Genomic DNA, 15,095 nt, shown 5'->3' with positions numbered 1-15,095 from the left:
GGGACGCGCGCCGGATCGGGGCGCGCGCCCGGGAACCACCGATACGGAGGGGGCGGAGAGCTCAGAGGGAGGTCTCGCCGGGGAGGCCGAAGAAGTCGTTCCACTTGCTCGGCTCCCGGAAGGAGCTGCCGGACGAGAGCGCCACGTGCACATCGGCCTCGGGGGTGTGGTCGAAGGAGACCACGTCGTCCCGGCCGTCCTCGTCGAAGTCACCGACGTACGGGAAGGCGCCGGGGCCCGAGAACGCGTCGTGCCAGACGCCCTTGGTGACGAAGCCCTCGCCGTCGGACAGGGCGACGCGGACCTCGGCGGCCGCGTCCGCGGTGAAGGAGGCGATGTCGTCGAGGCCGTCCCCGTCGAAGTCGCCCACGCGCGGCAGTTCGGCGCCGGGCGAGAAGCCGGTGAGGACCTTGTGCGCCGGCCCGAAGGACTCGCCGTCGGAGAAGGCGACGTAGACGGCGGCCTCGGCGTCCTTGGTGAAGGTGATGATGTCGTCCTTCTTGTCGCCGTTGACATCGCCCACGGCCGGGAACTCGCCGCGCGGTGCGAAGTGGTCGTGCCACTTCTCGCCGGTGGCGAAGGATTTCTCGTCGGAGAGGGAGACGTAGACGTCGGAGGTGTCGCCCTGGGTGAAGGTGGCGATGTCGTCGGTCCCGTCACCGTCGAAGTCACCCACGGCCGGGACCTCGCCGGCGGGCGCGAAGTGGTCGCTCCACTTCTGGCCGGTGGCGAACGAGGTGCCGGTGGAGGGCGCGACGTAGACGTCGGCCGTCGATCCCTGGGTGAAGGTGATCGCGTCGTCCTTGGTGTCGCCGTTGAAGTCGCCGGTGAGCGGCGTCTCCCCGGCGGGTGCGAAGTGGTCGTTCCACTTGCCCCCGCCGGTGAACGCAGTGCCGTCCGAGGGAACCGCGTACACCTCCGCGGCGGTGCCGCGGGTGAACGTGACGATGTCGTCCTTGCCGTCACCGGTCACGTCGGTCGGTGAATCGCCGAGCATCAGGCCGCCCGCGTCGCCGTAGTGGACCTCGAGCTCCGCCAGGGAGGTGAAGGTCTTCGTCCCGCCGGGCCGGCCGATGATCCGTACGCCGTCGCCCGCCGTCGGGTCGAAGGCGAAGGTGTAGGTCCGGTGCGCGCCCGCGGCGTCGCTGTACGGGTACTCGGGCCCGACGCGCTGCCCGGACACGTCGACCCACCGGTTGTCGCGCCGCACCTGCACCCGAAGGTCGCCGGCGAACCAGCCGCCGTCCGCGAACATGTCGCCCGTGGTGTAGGTGACTTTGTTCATCATGTACTGGCGCGGCCAGGTGTAGCCCCACCAACTGGCGTCCTTGCGCTCGTCGTTCCAGTCGTCCTCGCTCTGGTCGCGGTTGCCGTCGGCGTAGAAGGCGTCCCGGCCGAAGTGGGTGGCGCGCTGGACGGGCACGGTGCCGGGTTCGCGGGCGAGGTTGCGGCTCGGGTCGGCGGTGTTCCCCGGAGTGGTGTCGCGGCGCGGCTCCAGGCTCAGCTTCCGCAGGGAGAAGGTGTACGCGTAGTGGTCGCCCGGCGGGTAACCGCCGCCGCAGGGGCAGACGTTGGACTGGAGCCACATCGACTTTCCGTCGGCGCTGATGTACTTCGACGGGATCGTGGTCGCGTAGCCGCCGTGCTTGGAGTGGGTCCAGGGGTAGCCGCCGAAGTCCTTGGTCGCGAAGTGTTTCCAGGGGCCCCAGGGGGTCGGGGACTCGTAGAACTCGAAGGTGTACTCGGTCCAGGAGGTGTAGAGGTAGCGGTTCAGCGGCTTGTCGTAGACGATGCCGCCCTGGCCGAGGACCGTCATGTCGCGTGCCCGGCCGGGGGTGAGGACGTTCTGGTAGACACGCCGGTCGTCGTGGAGGACGGGCTTGCGCTGCGCGATCTCCGTGGACCAGACGGGGTCGCCGGAGGCGTCCGTGCCGGACATGTACTGCCAGGCGTTCTCGTCCATGACGGAGTTCTTGTGGACGCGCGCCAGGTAGAGGTCGACCGGGTCGGGGACGGTGTTGTCGAAGGGGTCCCGCCAGTTGTGGTCCAGGCCGTAGGCGTAGACGTAGTCGTCGGGGGCGTCGGCGTAGTTCTTGCCGTAGTCCAGGAACATCACCGTGGTGAAGACGCCGCCGCCGAACATCGGCCGGTTGGGGTCCCAGGTCCAGGTGCGGCCTTTGTCGGTGGACCTGGCGATCGTCGCGGCCGGGGCGTCGTTGAAGTCGTGCGCCAGGTCCTGCACCGCGAGGTAGAGGTCGCCGTTCACACAGGCCATGCCGGTGGGCTTGCGGTTGTGGCCCGCGGTCCAGATGCGGCCGATGTCGGTGGACAGCTGTGATCCGGTCAGCGCGCCGGGCATGCCGGAGATCCGCGCGACCCCGATGTCGCTGAAGGCGGCGCCGAAGCCGGTTCCGTCGCCGTAGGCGGCGTACACGTTGTCGTCGTCGGACCAGCAGTTGGGCCAGAGGTCGCCGTGGTCCCGGTTGTCGCCGGCCGCGGGCGCGCCGACGGTGGCCGCCGGGTCCACGGCGACGGTCGCGAAGAAGTCGCTCGCCGGCGGGGAGCCGGCGGCGGCCGTCGCCCCGGGCTCCGCGGCCCGTACGGCGTCCTGCGAGGGACCGGTCGCGGCCGAGCCCGGCGGCACGACCGTCAGCACCGTGCCGAGGGCGAGCAGGGCCGTGGCCAGGGCACGGCCCAGGGGCCCTGCCGGTCTGGAGGGTGGGGTGGATCTGCGCATTGACTGTGCTCCCGGTGGGACTCGGGCCGGCCAGCGTCGAAATCGATTTCAGCGGACGGTACTAGCGCGCCGCTGGGGCGTCAACTGGCGTGCGCAGAGCGGAAGTTCGACGAGATTTGGCCGATGCGCACCAATCATCCGGCCGCGCCGTCGCCGGGGCACGGGCCTCTCGGAGATTCCGCTCTTCCTACTTCTCGGCAGGTCACAGCGGCTACGTGGTGAATCCGGCTTCGCCCGGGGTGTGAGCGGAGGGATCGGGCGGCGCGGATGCTCCCCCGGCTTGAGAAATCCATTTCATCCGTGCGCCAGGCGGGTGGAATACGGAACCGTCCCGGTCCGTTGTCGGCCTCGAAGGAGGCCGGAAGTGGACATCACGTACTACGACCACGGAACGCACGCCGAGCGCTGGGAGCGCGCGGGGATGTTCTTCGACGCCAAGGACTACACCGCCGCCGCGCGGGTCCTGGGCAGCCTGGTCGAGGAGGTGCCGGAGCAGACCGGGCCGCGTCTGCTGCTGGCCCGCGCCTACTACCACTCGGCCCAGCTGCGTCGCGCGGAGGCCGAGCTGCGGATCATCGTGGACCGCGACCCGGTGGAGCACTACGCCCAGCTGATGCTCGGCCGCACCCTTCAGCGGCAGGGGCGGGACGCCGAGGCGCAGCCGCATCTGCGACTCGCGGCCGCGCTGGGCGGGGAGTTCGACGAGTCCTGAACCCCTGAGACACGCACGGTGCCCGGCTCCCCCTGAGGGGAGCCGGGCACCGTGCGTGTCAGCGTCAGCGGGACGTGGGGCCGTACGTCCGGCGGCCGCGGCGGTGGGCGATCTCGCCGAGCACGATGTCGACGGCGAGGAAGACCGCCAGCGGGATGCCGAGCAGCGGGACGAAGTAGCCGAGGACGGCGACCAGCACGAGCAGCGGCACGAGCACCTGCGGGGGCACCTGCTGCCAGGCCCCGCGCGGGATCGGCCGGCCGAAGGCGGAGCCGCGGCCCCGCTGCCACCACATGCGGTAGCCCCACAGGATCAGCAAAATCAGACTGAGCGCGAGCAGCATCAGGGCGATCTGGTTGACCAGGCCGAACAGCGAGCCGGTGTGCAGGTCGATGCCCCACCGGGTGAGCTTGGCCAGGACCGGGAAGTCCGCGAACCGCAGGACGTCGGTGACCTGTCCGGTGGCCGGGTCGACGGCCACGGCGTCCTGCTTCGTCGGCCAGCTCCGCTGGATCTGCTGGACGACGTACGCGGACCCCTCGTCGGCGGGCGGGACGATCTCCACGGGGTTGTCGAGGCCCTCGGCGCGCGCGGCGGCGAGCACCCGGTCAAGGCCGACGCCGTGCGCCGCGTCGCCGCCCGCTCCCCCGGCCGTGCCGTGGCCCGCGTGCTCGCCGGCCGTCGCGGACACCGCCGGGGTCTCCTGGCCGAGCGCGGTACGCAGGTCGCCGATGTGCGCGCCGGCGTACGCGGACCAGGTCAGGCCCGTGGCGGACAGGAACACGAAGCCGAGCGCGACCCACGCGCCCACCCCGCCGTGCAGACCGAGGGTGCGGCGGCGTCCGGTGGCGCCGCGCAGGGTGCGCTGCGCGCGGCGGCGCGAGAACCACAGCACGAGCCCGCCGCACGCGATGACCCACAGCCAGCTCGCCGCGAACTCGCTGTAGAGCCGCCCCGGTTCGCCGAGGTGCAGGTCGCGGTGGAACTCGTCGATCCAGGTGCGCAGCGGCAACGCGCCGGTCGAGCCGTACTGTTCGAGCTCGCCGCGTACCTTCGCGGTGTACGGGTCGACGAACACGGCGAGCGTGTGGTCGGGGACCACCCCCGGGACGCCGGAGAGCAGCACCCTGGTGGTGGCGCCGGGCTCGGGCGAGGGGCGTACGGCGGTGATCTCGCCGTCGGGGTGGGCGGCGCGGGCGGCGGCGACCTGTTCGGAGACGGGGAGTTCGCGGTCGCCGACGGGGACGGTCAGCTCGTGCTCGTAGACGATCTTCTCGGCCTGGAAGCCGGCGGCGTACAGCAGGCCGGTGAGGGCGGCGACGAGAAGGAACGGCGCCACCAGGACGCCCGCGTAGAAGTGCAGGCGCAGGACGAGCGGGCGGAGGGTGGACCAGGCGCTTCTGCCCTGCGGGGAAGCGGGGGCGGGGGGTGAGGGGGCGTCGTCCGTGGTGGGCGTGGGGGTGGTGGTCATCGGCGGTGGTCTCCCGGGGAGCGGGGTTCGACGGGTGGTGCCGATGCAGGGGTCGGGGCGGAGGACCGTCGAGTTCCCGGGAGGGGGGTGTGAGCTGCGGCACACCCGCTCCTCGCGCGCCGGAGGGGCCGCTCGCAGCCCGTCCGGCGCTCGAGGAGGAGGCCCACGAGGGCCGAAGGGGATCAGGCGTCGCGGTACGCCTCCAGCAGCCGCAGCCACACCTCGCTGATCGTCGGGTAGGACGGGACGGCGTGCCACAGCCGGCTGACCGGGACGCGGCCGGCCACCGCGACGGTCGCCGCGTGGATCAGCTCGCCGACGCCGGGACCGACGAGGGTGACGCCGCGCACGATCTCTTCCTCGAGGTCGACCACCATACGGGCCCGGCCCCGGTAGTCGTCGCCGTACAGGCTCGCGCCCGCCACCGACGACAGGTCGACGTCCACGGCCCGCACCCGGTGGCCGGCCTGTTCGGCCTCGGCGAGGGTGAGGCCGACGGAGGCCGCCTCCGGGTCGGTGAAGACGACCTGCGGGACGGCGGCGTGGTCCGCGGTGGCGGTGTGCGCGCCCCACTGCTCGGCCTGCACCGGCTCGCCCGCGGCCCGCGTGACGATGGCGGCGCCCGCGATGCGCGCCTGGTACTTGCCCTGATGGGTGAGCAGGGCGCGGTGGTTGACGTCGCCGACGGCGTACAGCCAGTCGTGGCCGGTCACCCGGAGGCTGTCGTCGACGTCCAGCCAGGAGCCGGGCTCCAGGCCGATCGTGTCCAGGCCGATGTCGTCGGTGCGGGGAGCGCGGCCGGTGGCGAAGAGGATCTCGTCGGCCTCGATCCGGTCGCCGGTGTCGGTGAGGACGACGACGGTGCCGTTCTCCCTGGTCACGGCCTTCACTGAGGTGCCCGTACGGACGTCGGCGCCGGCCTCGGTGAGGGCCTCGGCGACCAGCTCGCCCGCGAAGGGCTCCATCCGGCCGAGCAGGCCGTCACCGCGCACCAGGACGGTGACGCGTGAGCCGAGCGCCTGCCAGGCGCAGGCCATCTCGACGGCGACGACTCCGCCGCCCACCACGACGAGCCGGCCGGGCGCGGAGCGGGCGCTGGTGGCCTCGCGGCTGGTCCAGGGGCGGACCTCGTCGAGTCCGGGCAGGTCGGGCAGCTGGGCGCGGCTGCCGGTGCAGACGGCGACGGCGTGCCGGGCGGTGAGGACGCTGCGGCGGCCGTCGGGGCCGGTGACCGTGACGGTGCGCGGGCCGCTGAGGCGTCCCTGGCCCCGGTACAGGTCGGCGCCGGTGCCCTCCAGCCACTGGACCTGGCCGTCGTCCTTCCAGCCGGAGGTGAAGGAGTCGCGGCGGGCGAGCACCGCGGTGGTGTCCAGGGGGCCCTGCACCGACGCGCTCAGGCCGGGCAGGCGGCGGGCGTCGGCCTGGGCGAGGACCGGGCGCAGCAGCGCCTTGCTGGGCATGCAGGCCCAGTAGGAGCACTCGCCGCCGACCAGTTCGCTCTCCACCACCGCGGTGGACAGCCCGGCCGCGCGGGTGCGGTCGGCGACGTTCTCCCCGACCGGCCCGGCGCCGATCACCACGACGTCGTAGTCGGTCACTTGCGTGTGCGTCGATTGCGTTTCCGTCATGGCGTCAGTCTGGTGGGTGGTGTGCCGGGTGGCCACATGGGTAGGGGCGCGGAATACGTCACCGGTCGGCCGTGTTGTGCCGACGCCCGAGCCGACAGCAGGAAGAGGGACCAGACCATGAGCGCCACCGTCGAACTCACCAAGGAGAACTTCGACCAGACCGTCACGGACAACGAGTTCGTGCTGATCGACTTCTGGGCGGAGTGGTGCGGCCCCTGCAAGCAGTTCGCACCGGTGTACGAGAAGGCGGCCGAGGACAACCCGGACCTGGTGTTCGGCAAGGTGGACACGGAGGCGCAGCCCGAGCTGGCGGCTGCTTTCGGCATCCAGTCGATCCCGACGCTGATGATCGTCCGCGACCAGGTCGCGGTGTTCGCCCAGCCCGGCGCGCTGCCGCAGGCCGCACTGACGGACGTCATCGGCCAGGCCCGCAAGCTGGACATGGACCAGGTCCGCCGGCAGATCGCGGAACAGCAGACCCAGCAGGACGGCGCTCAGGACGCCTGAGCACCGCCCTGAGCCCGCGGGCCATCCTGCCGCCAAGGCCGGGAGGCGGGCCGCCGGGCGCCCGCAGCCCGCAGCCCGCAGCCCGCAGCCCGCAGCCCGCAGCCAATCGTGCGGCGAAGACCGGCACAGGTGGGCGCGGCCGGCCCTGACGCCCGCAGCCCGCAGGCATTCGTGCCGCCAGGGCCGGCACAGGTGGGCACGGCCGGCACCGGCGCCCGCAGCCCGCGGGCATTCGTGCCGCCAAAGGCGGCACGGGTGGGCGCGGGCGGCACCCCGCCAACGCCGGGCCGCGCACCACCCCCGGCCACCGGCCACGGGGTTCCATGCCGACACCCCCGTAGACCACGGGCCCCGGGTCCGGGTCGGACAACCCCGGCAAGACAGTGAGCGTCAGCTCGACTCCCGTCGAATCACCGACGCCCCCAACACCTTGTGCGCCTCCGGCGCCGCCCCCGGATCACGGACGGCCCGGTCGACAAGATCGGCCAGCTCCTGCCCGGACGGCAGTTCGAGCTGCACCGTACTCAGCCGCGGCCGCAACAGCCGCCCCAGCATGAGATCGTCCGCGCCGACCACGGCCGTCTCCTCCGGAATGCGGATCCCCGCGTCCTGAAGCGCCCGCATCAGCAGCATCGCGTACTCGTCGTTGTACGTGAACACCCCATCGAGCCCCAGCTCCCGCCAACGCGCGGCGAGCCCGGCCGCGGCCTCCTCCTCGTGCGCGAGCGGCAGCTCGACAACCGTCGCGTCCGTGCCGCGCACGGCGGCCCGCACCCCCGCCAGCCGCGGCGCGGAGAACGTGTCCAGCCCCGGCTCCCCCGGCACGACCACGCCGATCCGGCGGCGCCCCGTGTCGAACAGGTGCGCGCCCGCGCTGTACCCGACGACGTCGTGGTCCATGAGCAGCGCGTGCGCGCCCTCCACGGTCTCGGGGCCGAGCGTGACGACCGCCCGCGCCCCGGACCGTTTGAGCACCTCGACCCCCTGCGGGCCGAGCCCCGAGCCCGGCACCAGCACGGCCACCGGACGCAGCTCCGCCCAGGCGCGGGCGGCCTCGTCGTCGTGCGCGCCGACGGTGCCGTACTGGACGACCGTGTAGTCGAGCAGGCACAGCGCGGCCTGGAGTTCGTTGATGAACCTGCTGTACAGCGGGCCCACGGGGAACGCGGGCGCGGGCATGAGGACCATACGGCTGTGCCCGGCGCGCAGGCTGCGGGCGGCCGCGTGCGGGACGTACCCGAGTTCGCGCGCGGCCTCGCGGACGCGGCGGCGGGTCGGCTCGCTGATCCGGACGGCGCGGGCGTTGTTCAGCACGTAGGAGACGGTCGCGCGCGAGACGCCGGCCAGGCGGGCCACATCGGCGCTCGTCGGCACGGAGCGCGTGGGTGCGGGGAGCGGGGGCGCGGGCGGGTTCGGTATCTGCACCATGACGTACGGCATCCTTGCAGAAGCCGTAACGCGCCCTTCATTCGGGGGAGTTGAGAGCGCGGGCCGGGGTGCGCGAGGAGCCGTCCGGGGAGGTCAGCCGGTGGTGCCGGTGACCCGGTCGACGAGGTCGGTCCACGCGTCCTCCAGGCGCTGCGGCGGCATGCCGCACTGGTGGATCAGGTGGTGGACCAGGGCGGGGTCGAGCTGGGCCAGCAGCGTGTGGGTGAGCAGCTCGCAGTCGGCGTCCGGGACGGCCTGGCGCAGCAGCAGGGCGACGTGGTGGTGCCGCACCCGGTAGGGCGGGACGGTGAAGCGGCGGCCCGCGTCCGGTTCGGCCGCGAGCTGGAGTTCCAGGTCCTCCACGGTGCGGCGCAGGGCGGCGCGGCCGAAGGCGCGCAGCCGCTCGGCGGGGGGCGCACCCGGTCCCAGCGGCGGGGGGCCGCTGAGGAAGGCGGCCTGGAGCTTCTTCTCTCCGTGGTCGAGGAGGGCCATGAGCAGGCCGGTGCGGTCGCCGAAGCGGCGGAAGACGGTGCCCTTGCCGACACCGGCCGCCGCGGCGACCTCTTCCATGGTGACGGCGTCGGCGCCGTGCGCCGCGACGAGTCCGGCGGCCGCCTCCAGCAGCCGGGCCCGGTTGCGGGCGGCGTCGGCGCGCAGGCAGGGCTCGTCGTCGAGACCCAGCTGAACCAGCTGCGGGGACTCGACGGGCTCCGGGGGCGTCGGGACGGACGGGGGCGCGGCGGACATGAAGCCAGCGTAAAGCATCGGGAATGAAACTGGACCGTGGTCCGGTTGGAGTGCTACAACTGCAAAGCGGACCACGGTCCGTCTTGTGTCGCAGGTCATATCCCCCCTGGAGTTTTCCCATGTCTGTTCGCATCCTCGCCCTTGTCGGAAGCCTTCGCGCCGGTTCGCACAACCGTCAGCTGGCCGAGACCGCCGTGAAGCTCACCCCGGAAGGCGCCGACATCGCGCTCCACGAGGGCCTGGCGGAGATCCCCTTCTACAACGAGGACATCGACGTCGAGGGCAGCGTGCCGGCCGCCGCCGCCCAGCTGCGCGAGGCCGCCGCGGCCGCCGACGCGCTGCTGCTCTTCACCCCCGAGTACAACGGCACGATCCCGGCCGTGCTGAAGAACGCCATCGACTGGCTGTCCCGGCCGTTCGGCGCCGGTGCCATCAGCGGCAAGCCGGTCGTCGTGGTCGGCACCGCCTTCGGCCAGTACGGCGGCGTCTGGGCGCAGGACGAGGCCCGCAAGGCCGTGGGCATCGCCGGCGGCAAGGTCGTCGAGGACATCAAGCTGTCCATCCCCGGCTCCATGACCCGCTTCGCCGAGACCCACCCGGCGGACGACACCGAGGTCGCCGAGCAGCTGACGGAGGTCGTCAACCGCCTGCACGCCCTGGTCGACGGCGAGCAGGCCGCGGCCTGACGCACACCCCGAGCACGCCCGAAGGGGCCGGAAGCCGGAACAGGCTTCCGGCCCCTTCGCCGTACGCGGCAGCTCGCGCACGCCCGCTCAGGCCGCCGCCGGGGCCGGCCGGCCCTCCCGGTGGATCGGGGCGGTCGTCGTGGTCAGCGGCGCGCCCGTGCCGCCGTGGCGTGCCGCGACGATCTCCGCCGCGATGGACAGGGCCGTCTCCTCCGGGGTGCGGGCGCCGAGGTCCAGGCCGATCGGGGAGTGCAGGCGGGACAGCGCCCGCTCCCCCACGCCCGCCTCCCGCAGCCGGCGCAGGCGGTCGGTGTGGGTGCGGCGGGAGCCCATCGCGCCGACGTACGCCACCGGCAGCCCCAGCGCCACCTCCAGCAGCGGCACGTCGAACTTGGCGTCGTGCGTCAGCACGCACAGCACCGTGCGGGCGTCGGTCGGCGTGCCGCGCAGATAGCGGTGCGGCCAGTCGGCCACCACCTCGTCCGCCTCCGGGAAGCGGGCCCGGGTCGTGAACACGGGCCGGGCGTCGCACACGGTGACGTGGTAGCCGAGGAACTTCCCCACCCGTACCAGCGCCGCCGCGAAGTCGATCGCGCCGAAGACGATCATCCGGGGCGGGGGCACGGAGGACTGCACGAAGAGGGTCGGGCGCCCGGCGCAGTACGCGTCCGCGCCCGGCCCGACCGTGACCGTCCCGGTGCGCCCCGCGTCCAGCAGGTCACGCGCCGCTCCGGCGGCGGCGCGGTCCAGCTCCTCCGCGCCGCCGAGGCCGCCCGCGTGCGTGCCGTCGGGCCGGACGAGGAGCGCCCGGCCCAGCAGGTCCGCCGGACCGTCCGTCACCCACGCCAGCGCGCCCGGCCCGCCCCGGGACAGCTCCGGCAGGGCGGACTCCAGCACCGGCCGGACGGGGCTGTCCGCGCCGACCGGCGTGACCAGCACCTCGATGACGCCGCCGCAGGTCAGGCCGACCGCGAAGGCGTCCTCGTCGCTGTACCCGAACCGCTCGGTCCTGGCCCGCCCGTCCGCGAGGGCCTCGGCGCACAGGTCGTACACCGCGCCCTCGACGCACCCGCCGGACACCGAGCCGATCGCCGTGCCCTCACGGTCGACGGCGAGGGCGGCGCCGGGGCCGCGCGGCGCGCTGCCGTCCACGGAGATCACCGTGGCCACGGCGAACTCCCGGCCCTCGGCCAGCCAGCCGCGCAGGTCGTCGGCGAGGTCAAGCATGCGGACCTCCCGCCCGCAGCACCCGGTCCGGGCGGATCGGCAGGGCGCGGTGGCGTACGCCGGTGGCGTGCCACACCGCGTTGGCGACGGCGGCCGCCGCGCCCACGATGCCGACCTCGCCGATGCCCTTGATGCCGACCGGGTCGTCGGGGTCGTGGTCGTCGACCCAGACCGCCTCGACGTCCGCGGGCACGTCGGCGTGGGTGGCGACGTGGTAGCCGGCCAGGTCGGCGCCGTAGAGCGCGCCGGAGGCCGCGTCGCGCACCGCCTCCTCGTGCAGGGCCATGGAGATGCCCCAGGTCATGCCGCCGACGAGCTGGTTGCGGGCGGTCAGCGGGTTGACGATGCGGCCGGCGGCGAAGACGCCGAGCATCCGCCGCACCCGGACCTCGCCCGTGCTGACGTCGACGGCGACCTCGGCGAACTGGGCGCCCCAGGTGTGCCGTTCCTTCGCCGCGAGCGCGGCGATCGCCTGCGTGGTGTCGGACCGCACGGTGATGCCCTCCGGGGGCAGTTCACCGCCCGGCACGAGGCGTTCGCGCAGTTCCCCGGCGGCCGCCGCGACCGCCCAGCCCCAGGAGCGCGTGCCCATGGAGCCGGCGGCGATGCCGGAGGGCCCGAAGTCGCTGTCGCCGAGGTGCACCCGGACCCGCTCCGCCGGTACACGCAGGGCGTCGGCGGCGATCAGGGTGAGCGCCGTACGCGCCCCGGTGCCGATGTCCGAGGCGGAGATCCGGACGGTGAAGGTGCCGTCGGCGTCCGCGGTCACCGCCGCCGTGGACGGCAGGGCGCCCGCGGGGAAGGACGCGGCGGCCGTGCCGGTGCCGAGCAGCCACCGTCCGTCGCGGCGCACGCCGGGGCGCGGGTCGCGGGCGTCCCAGCCGAAGCGGCGGGCGCCCTCGCGGAAGCAGGCGGCGACGTTGCGGCTCGCGAACGGCAGTCCGCTGACCGGGCCGGTCTCCGGCTCGTTGCGCAGCCGCAGGTCGATCGGGTCGACGCCGCACTTCTCGGCCAGTTCGTCGAGGGCGCACTCCAGGGCGAACGACCCCGGCGCCTCGCCGGGCGCCCGCACCCACGTCGGGGACGGCACGTCCAGCCGTACGACGCGGTTCTCCGTGCGGTGGGCGGTGGCGTCGTACATGGTGCGGGCCACGCCGGCGCCGGGTTCGACGAACTCGTAGACCGTGGAGGTCTGGTTGAGCGAGACGTGCTCCAGGGCGCGCAGCCGTCCGTCGGGTCCTGCGCCCAGCCGGACCCGCTGGACGGTGGGGCTGCGGTAGCCGGTGACGGAGAACATCTGGCGCCGGGTCAGCGTCACCCGCACCGGGCGGTCCAGTTGGGCCGCGGCCATCGCCGCGGCGACCTGCGGTGCGCGGACGCCCTTGCTGCCGAAGCCGCCGCCGACGTGCTCGGAGCGGACCCGTACCGCGGACGGGTCGAGGGAGAACATCCGGGCGAATTCGTCGGCGACCCAGGTGATGCCCTGGTCGGAGTCGACGAGGTCCAGCCGGCCGCCGTCCCACCACGCCGTCGCCACGTGCGGCTCCATCATGGCGTGGTGCTCCTCGGGCGTGGTGTACTCCGCGTCCACCACATGCGCGGAGGCGGCGAGTTCGGCCTCCAGGTCGCCCTTCTCGGTGACGCCGGGCATGTGCCCCTCGGCGGGGTAGGCGTCGGGCCGGTCCGCGGAGAGGGCGACGTCGTGGGGCTCCTCCTCGTACGAGACGGCGAGGGCGTCGGCGGCCGCCCGCGCCTGCTCGGGCGTCTCGGCGACGACGAGGGCGACGGGCCAGCCGGCGTGCGGGACGCGGTCGTGCTGGAAGACGAGGGCGGTCGGGTCCGGCCGGACGCCCAGCATGCCGACGTAGTCGCCGGCCAGGCGGGGGGCGTTGCCGTGGTGGAGGACGGCCAGGACACCGGGCATGGCGAGCACCGGGGCGGTGTCGAGGGACCGGATCCGGCCGCGGGCCACCGTGGACAGCACGAACGTGCCGTGGACGAGCCCGGCGAACGGGATGTCACCGCCGTAGCGGGCGGCGCCGGTGACCTTGTCGCGGCCCTCGACGCGGGTGTGCGCGGTGCCGACGACGCCCGGTGCGGCGGGGCGTTGGGGGGCGACGGTCATCGGGAGGTCTCCTCGGCGAGTTCGGTCAGCACGGCCACGACGAGGTTGCGCTGGAGGGTCACCTTGTAGCCGTTGTGGGGCAGGGGGCGGGCCGCCGCGAGTTCGGCGTCGGCTGCCGCGGCGAAGTACTCGGCGGTGGCGGGCGCGCCGACGAGGATGCGTTCGGCGAGGCGGGCCCGCCAGGGCCGGGAGGCGACCGCGCCGAGGGCGAGGCGGGCGTCGCGGACGACGCCGCCGGACACGTCCAGCGCGGCGGCGACCGAGCCGATCGCGAAGGCGTACGAGGCGCGTTCGCGGACCTTGCGGTAGCGCGAGCGGGCGGCGACGTGCGCGGGCGGCAGGGTGACATGGGTGATGAGCGCACCGGGCGGCAGCACGGTCTCGCGCTGCGGGGTGTCGCCGACCGGCAGGTAGAAGTCGGTCAGCGGGGCCTCGCCGGCGCCGTCGGCGGTCCGCCAGGAGACGACGGCGTCGAACGCGGTGAGCGCGACGCCCATGTCGGAGGGGTGGACGGCCACGCAGTGCTCGGAGGCGCCGAGGATCGCGTGGTTGTGGTGCTCCCCTTCGAGGGCGGAGCAGCCGCTGCCGGGTGCGCGCTTGTTGCAGGGCCGGGTGATGTCGGTGAAGTAGCCGCAGCGGGTGCGCTGGAGCAGGTTGCCGCCGACGGTGGCCATGTTGCGCAGCTGGCCGGAGGCGCCGGCCAGGACGGCCTGGGTGAGCGCCGGGTAGCGGTCGCGGATCAGCGGGTGCGCGGCGAGGTCGCTGTTGGTGACGGTCGCGCCGATGCGTACCGCGCCGTCGTCGTCGGTCTCGATCCGGTCGAGCGGGAGGGAGCGGACGTCGACGAGCCGGGCGGGGGTTTCGACGCCGTTCTTCATCAGGTCGACGAGGTTGGTGCCGCCGCCGAGGAAGCGGGCGTCCGGGTCCGCGTCCAGCAGGGCGACCGCGGTGGCGACGTCGTCGGCGCGCCGGTAGTCGAACTCCCTCATGCGGCGGTCTCCTCGGTGACGGCGGTGTCGGCGGAGGCCTCGGCGGCGGCGCGGGCGACCGCTTCCGCCATCTGGCCGTAGGCGGCGCAACGGCAGAGGTTGCCGCTCATACGTTCCTTGATCTCCTCGGTGGTCAGGGGCGGCGGGCCGGCCTCGGACCGCACGTCCGCGGTGACGGCGCTGGGCCAGCCGGCGGCGTGCTCCTCGATGACGGCGACCGCCGAACAGATCTGTCCGGGGGTGCAGTAGCCGCACTGGTAGCCGTCGAGGTCGAGGAAGGCCTGCTGCACCGGGTGCAGCCGGTCCCCCTCGGCGACGCCCTCCACGGTGGTGATCTCGCGGTCCTCGGAGGCGACGGCCAGCTGAAGACAGGAGACGGTGCGCCGGCCGTCGACGAGGACGGTGCAGGCGCCGCACTGGCCGTGGTCGCAGCCCTTCTTGGTGCCGGTCAGGTCGAGGCGGTCGCGCAGGGCGTCGAGCAGGGTGGTGCGGTGGTCGACGGTGAGCGTGTGTTTCTCGCCGTTGACGTTCAGGGTGACGGTGCTGGACGACGTGGGGGGCGTCATGGACGGCCTTCTTTCACGGATATCTCAGGAGTCACGAAAATCTGCAGCGGAGGGGTCGGGGCGCTGTGCGGAACGTGCGGTGTGCGGGATGGTGTGACGTGCGACGTCGTGCGGGCGCGGCGGTGGCGCGGGCATGCCGAGGGGCCGTCCCGTGCCGCCCGGGTCCGCCGATACGATGGACCGGAAGCGGACAGCTGTCCGTTACCGAGAACGTAGTGGACAGCTGTCCGCTTATCAAGGACGGGTTTCGGTCACGGCCCGGAAGGAGGACC

General features: G+C 73.7%; 12 protein-coding genes. 3 read left to right on the top strand and 9 right to left on the bottom strand.

The genetic code is table 11. From position 1 onward, the window contains the following. Window positions 1-61: 61 nt before the first annotated feature. Window positions 62-2,737, bottom strand: coding sequence for an FG-GAP-like repeat-containing protein (locus ACFOSY_RS13240; RefSeq protein ID WP_394306971.1), 2,676 nt, complete (start codon window positions 2,735-2,737; stop codon window positions 62-64). A 364-nt stretch (window positions 2,738-3,101) separates the two neighbouring features. On the opposite strand from ACFOSY_RS13240, the gene ACFOSY_RS13235 reads away from it, so the two are divergent. Next, a complete protein-coding gene (locus ACFOSY_RS13235) occupies window positions 3,102-3,449 on the top strand; it encodes a tetratricopeptide repeat protein (RefSeq protein ID WP_394306970.1) in 348 nt (115 codons plus the stop codon). Between the two features lie 64 nt (window positions 3,450-3,513). Here the strand turns inward: ACFOSY_RS13235 and ACFOSY_RS13230 are convergent, their stop codons facing one another. Further along, entirely contained in the window at window positions 3,514-4,920 is a 1,407-nt protein-coding gene (locus ACFOSY_RS13230; RefSeq protein ID WP_394306969.1) for a PepSY-associated TM helix domain-containing protein, read from the bottom strand. Between the two features lie 182 nt (window positions 4,921-5,102). Continuing rightward, window positions 5,103-6,548, bottom strand: a complete 1,446-nt coding sequence (locus ACFOSY_RS13225) for a dihydrolipoyl dehydrogenase family protein (protein WP_394306968.1) — start codon at window positions 6,546-6,548, stop codon at window positions 5,103-5,105. 36 nt (window positions 6,549-6,584) lie between these two features. On the opposite strand from ACFOSY_RS13225, the gene trxA reads away from it, so the two are divergent. Then, window positions 6,585-7,055 (top strand): thioredoxin, encoded by a 471-nt coding sequence (trxA, locus tag ACFOSY_RS13220; RefSeq protein ID WP_394306967.1) that lies wholly within the window; start codon window positions 6,585-6,587, stop codon window positions 7,053-7,055. Window positions 7,056-7,445: 390 nt separating this feature from the next. On the opposite strand, the gene ACFOSY_RS13215 is transcribed toward trxA, so the two are convergent. Together ACFOSY_RS13215 and ACFOSY_RS13210 are read right to left on the bottom strand one after the other, a co-directional pair. Further along, window positions 7,446-8,483, bottom strand: a complete 1,038-nt coding sequence (locus ACFOSY_RS13215) for a LacI family DNA-binding transcriptional regulator (protein ID WP_394306966.1) — start codon at window positions 8,481-8,483, stop codon at window positions 7,446-7,448. Between the two features lie 93 nt (window positions 8,484-8,576). Next, entirely contained in the window at window positions 8,577-9,230 is a 654-nt protein-coding gene (locus tag ACFOSY_RS13210) for a TetR/AcrR family transcriptional regulator (protein ID WP_394306965.1), read from the bottom strand. Window positions 9,231-9,349: 119 nt separating this feature from the next. Between ACFOSY_RS13210 and ACFOSY_RS13205 the strand changes: the two genes are divergently transcribed. Then, window positions 9,350-9,916: an NAD(P)H-dependent oxidoreductase gene (locus ACFOSY_RS13205; protein ID WP_394306964.1), complete on the top strand. Its 567-nt coding sequence runs from the start codon at window positions 9,350-9,352 to the stop codon at window positions 9,914-9,916. An 87-nt stretch (window positions 9,917-10,003) separates the two neighbouring features. On the opposite strand, the gene ACFOSY_RS13200 is transcribed toward ACFOSY_RS13205, so the two are convergent. The 4 genes from ACFOSY_RS13200 to ACFOSY_RS13185 are packed head-to-tail and all read right to left on the bottom strand — an operon-like array spanning window position 10,004 to window position 14,823. Further along, window positions 10,004-11,143: an XdhC family protein gene (locus tag ACFOSY_RS13200; protein ID WP_394306963.1), complete on the bottom strand. Its 1,140-nt coding sequence runs from the start codon at window positions 11,141-11,143 to the stop codon at window positions 10,004-10,006. Further along, complete coding sequence (locus ACFOSY_RS13195) at window positions 11,136-13,268, bottom strand: xanthine dehydrogenase family protein molybdopterin-binding subunit (protein ID WP_394306962.1); 2,133 nt, start codon at window positions 13,266-13,268, stop codon at window positions 11,136-11,138. Before ACFOSY_RS13195 ends, ACFOSY_RS13200 begins: the two co-directional genes overlap by 8 nt. Continuing rightward, complete coding sequence (locus tag ACFOSY_RS13190) at window positions 13,265-14,257, bottom strand: FAD binding domain-containing protein (RefSeq protein ID WP_394306961.1); 993 nt, start codon at window positions 14,255-14,257, stop codon at window positions 13,265-13,267. Before ACFOSY_RS13190 ends, ACFOSY_RS13195 begins: the two co-directional genes overlap by 4 nt. Continuing rightward, window positions 14,254-14,823, bottom strand: coding sequence for a 2Fe-2S iron-sulfur cluster-binding protein (locus ACFOSY_RS13185; RefSeq protein ID WP_394306960.1), 570 nt, complete (start codon window positions 14,821-14,823; stop codon window positions 14,254-14,256). The genes ACFOSY_RS13190 and ACFOSY_RS13185 overlap by 4 nt, the downstream gene beginning before the upstream one ends. Window positions 14,824-15,095: the final 272 nt, after the last annotated feature.

Source organism: Streptomyces lusitanus, from assembly GCF_042647945.1.
In the GTDB taxonomy this organism is placed as follows: Bacteria; Actinomycetota; Actinomycetes; order Streptomycetales; family Streptomycetaceae; genus Streptomyces; species Streptomyces pseudogriseolus.
This window is presented reverse-complemented; position numbering and strand designations above follow the sequence as displayed.

What these genes read in the sequence shown, in the direction of transcription:
- ACFOSY_RS13195 (WP_394306962.1), bottom strand. Translation starts at nt 13,268, where the DNA reads ATGACCGTCGCCCCCCAACGCCCCGCCGCACCGGGCGTCGTCGGCACC.
- ACFOSY_RS13215 (WP_394306966.1), bottom strand. Translation starts at nt 8,483, where the DNA reads ATGGTGCAGATACCGAACCCGCCCGCGCCCCCGCTCCCCGCACCCACG.
- ACFOSY_RS13210 (WP_394306965.1), bottom strand. Translation starts at nt 9,230, where the DNA reads ATGTCCGCCGCGCCCCCGTCCGTCCCGACGCCCCCGGAGCCCGTCGAG.
- ACFOSY_RS13240 (WP_394306971.1), bottom strand. Translation starts at nt 2,737, where the DNA reads ATGCGCAGATCCACCCCACCCTCCAGACCGGCAGGGCCCCTGGGCCGT.
- ACFOSY_RS13225 (WP_394306968.1), bottom strand. Translation starts at nt 6,548, where the DNA reads ATGACGGAAACGCAATCGACGCACACGCAAGTGACCGACTACGACGTC.
- ACFOSY_RS13200 (WP_394306963.1), bottom strand. Translation starts at nt 11,143, where the DNA reads ATGCTTGACCTCGCCGACGACCTGCGCGGCTGGCTGGCCGAGGGCCGG.
- trxA (WP_394306967.1), top strand. Translation starts at nt 6,585, where the DNA reads ATGGGTAGGGGCGCGGAATACGTCACCGGTCGGCCGTGTTGTGCCGAC.
- ACFOSY_RS13205 (WP_394306964.1), top strand. Translation starts at nt 9,350, where the DNA reads ATGTCTGTTCGCATCCTCGCCCTTGTCGGAAGCCTTCGCGCCGGTTCG.
- ACFOSY_RS13185 (WP_394306960.1), bottom strand. Translation starts at nt 14,823, where the DNA reads ATGACGCCCCCCACGTCGTCCAGCACCGTCACCCTGAACGTCAACGGC.
- ACFOSY_RS13190 (WP_394306961.1), bottom strand. Translation starts at nt 14,257, where the DNA reads ATGAGGGAGTTCGACTACCGGCGCGCCGACGACGTCGCCACCGCGGTC.
- ACFOSY_RS13230 (WP_394306969.1), bottom strand. Translation starts at nt 4,920, where the DNA reads ATGACCACCACCCCCACGCCCACCACGGACGACGCCCCCTCACCCCCC.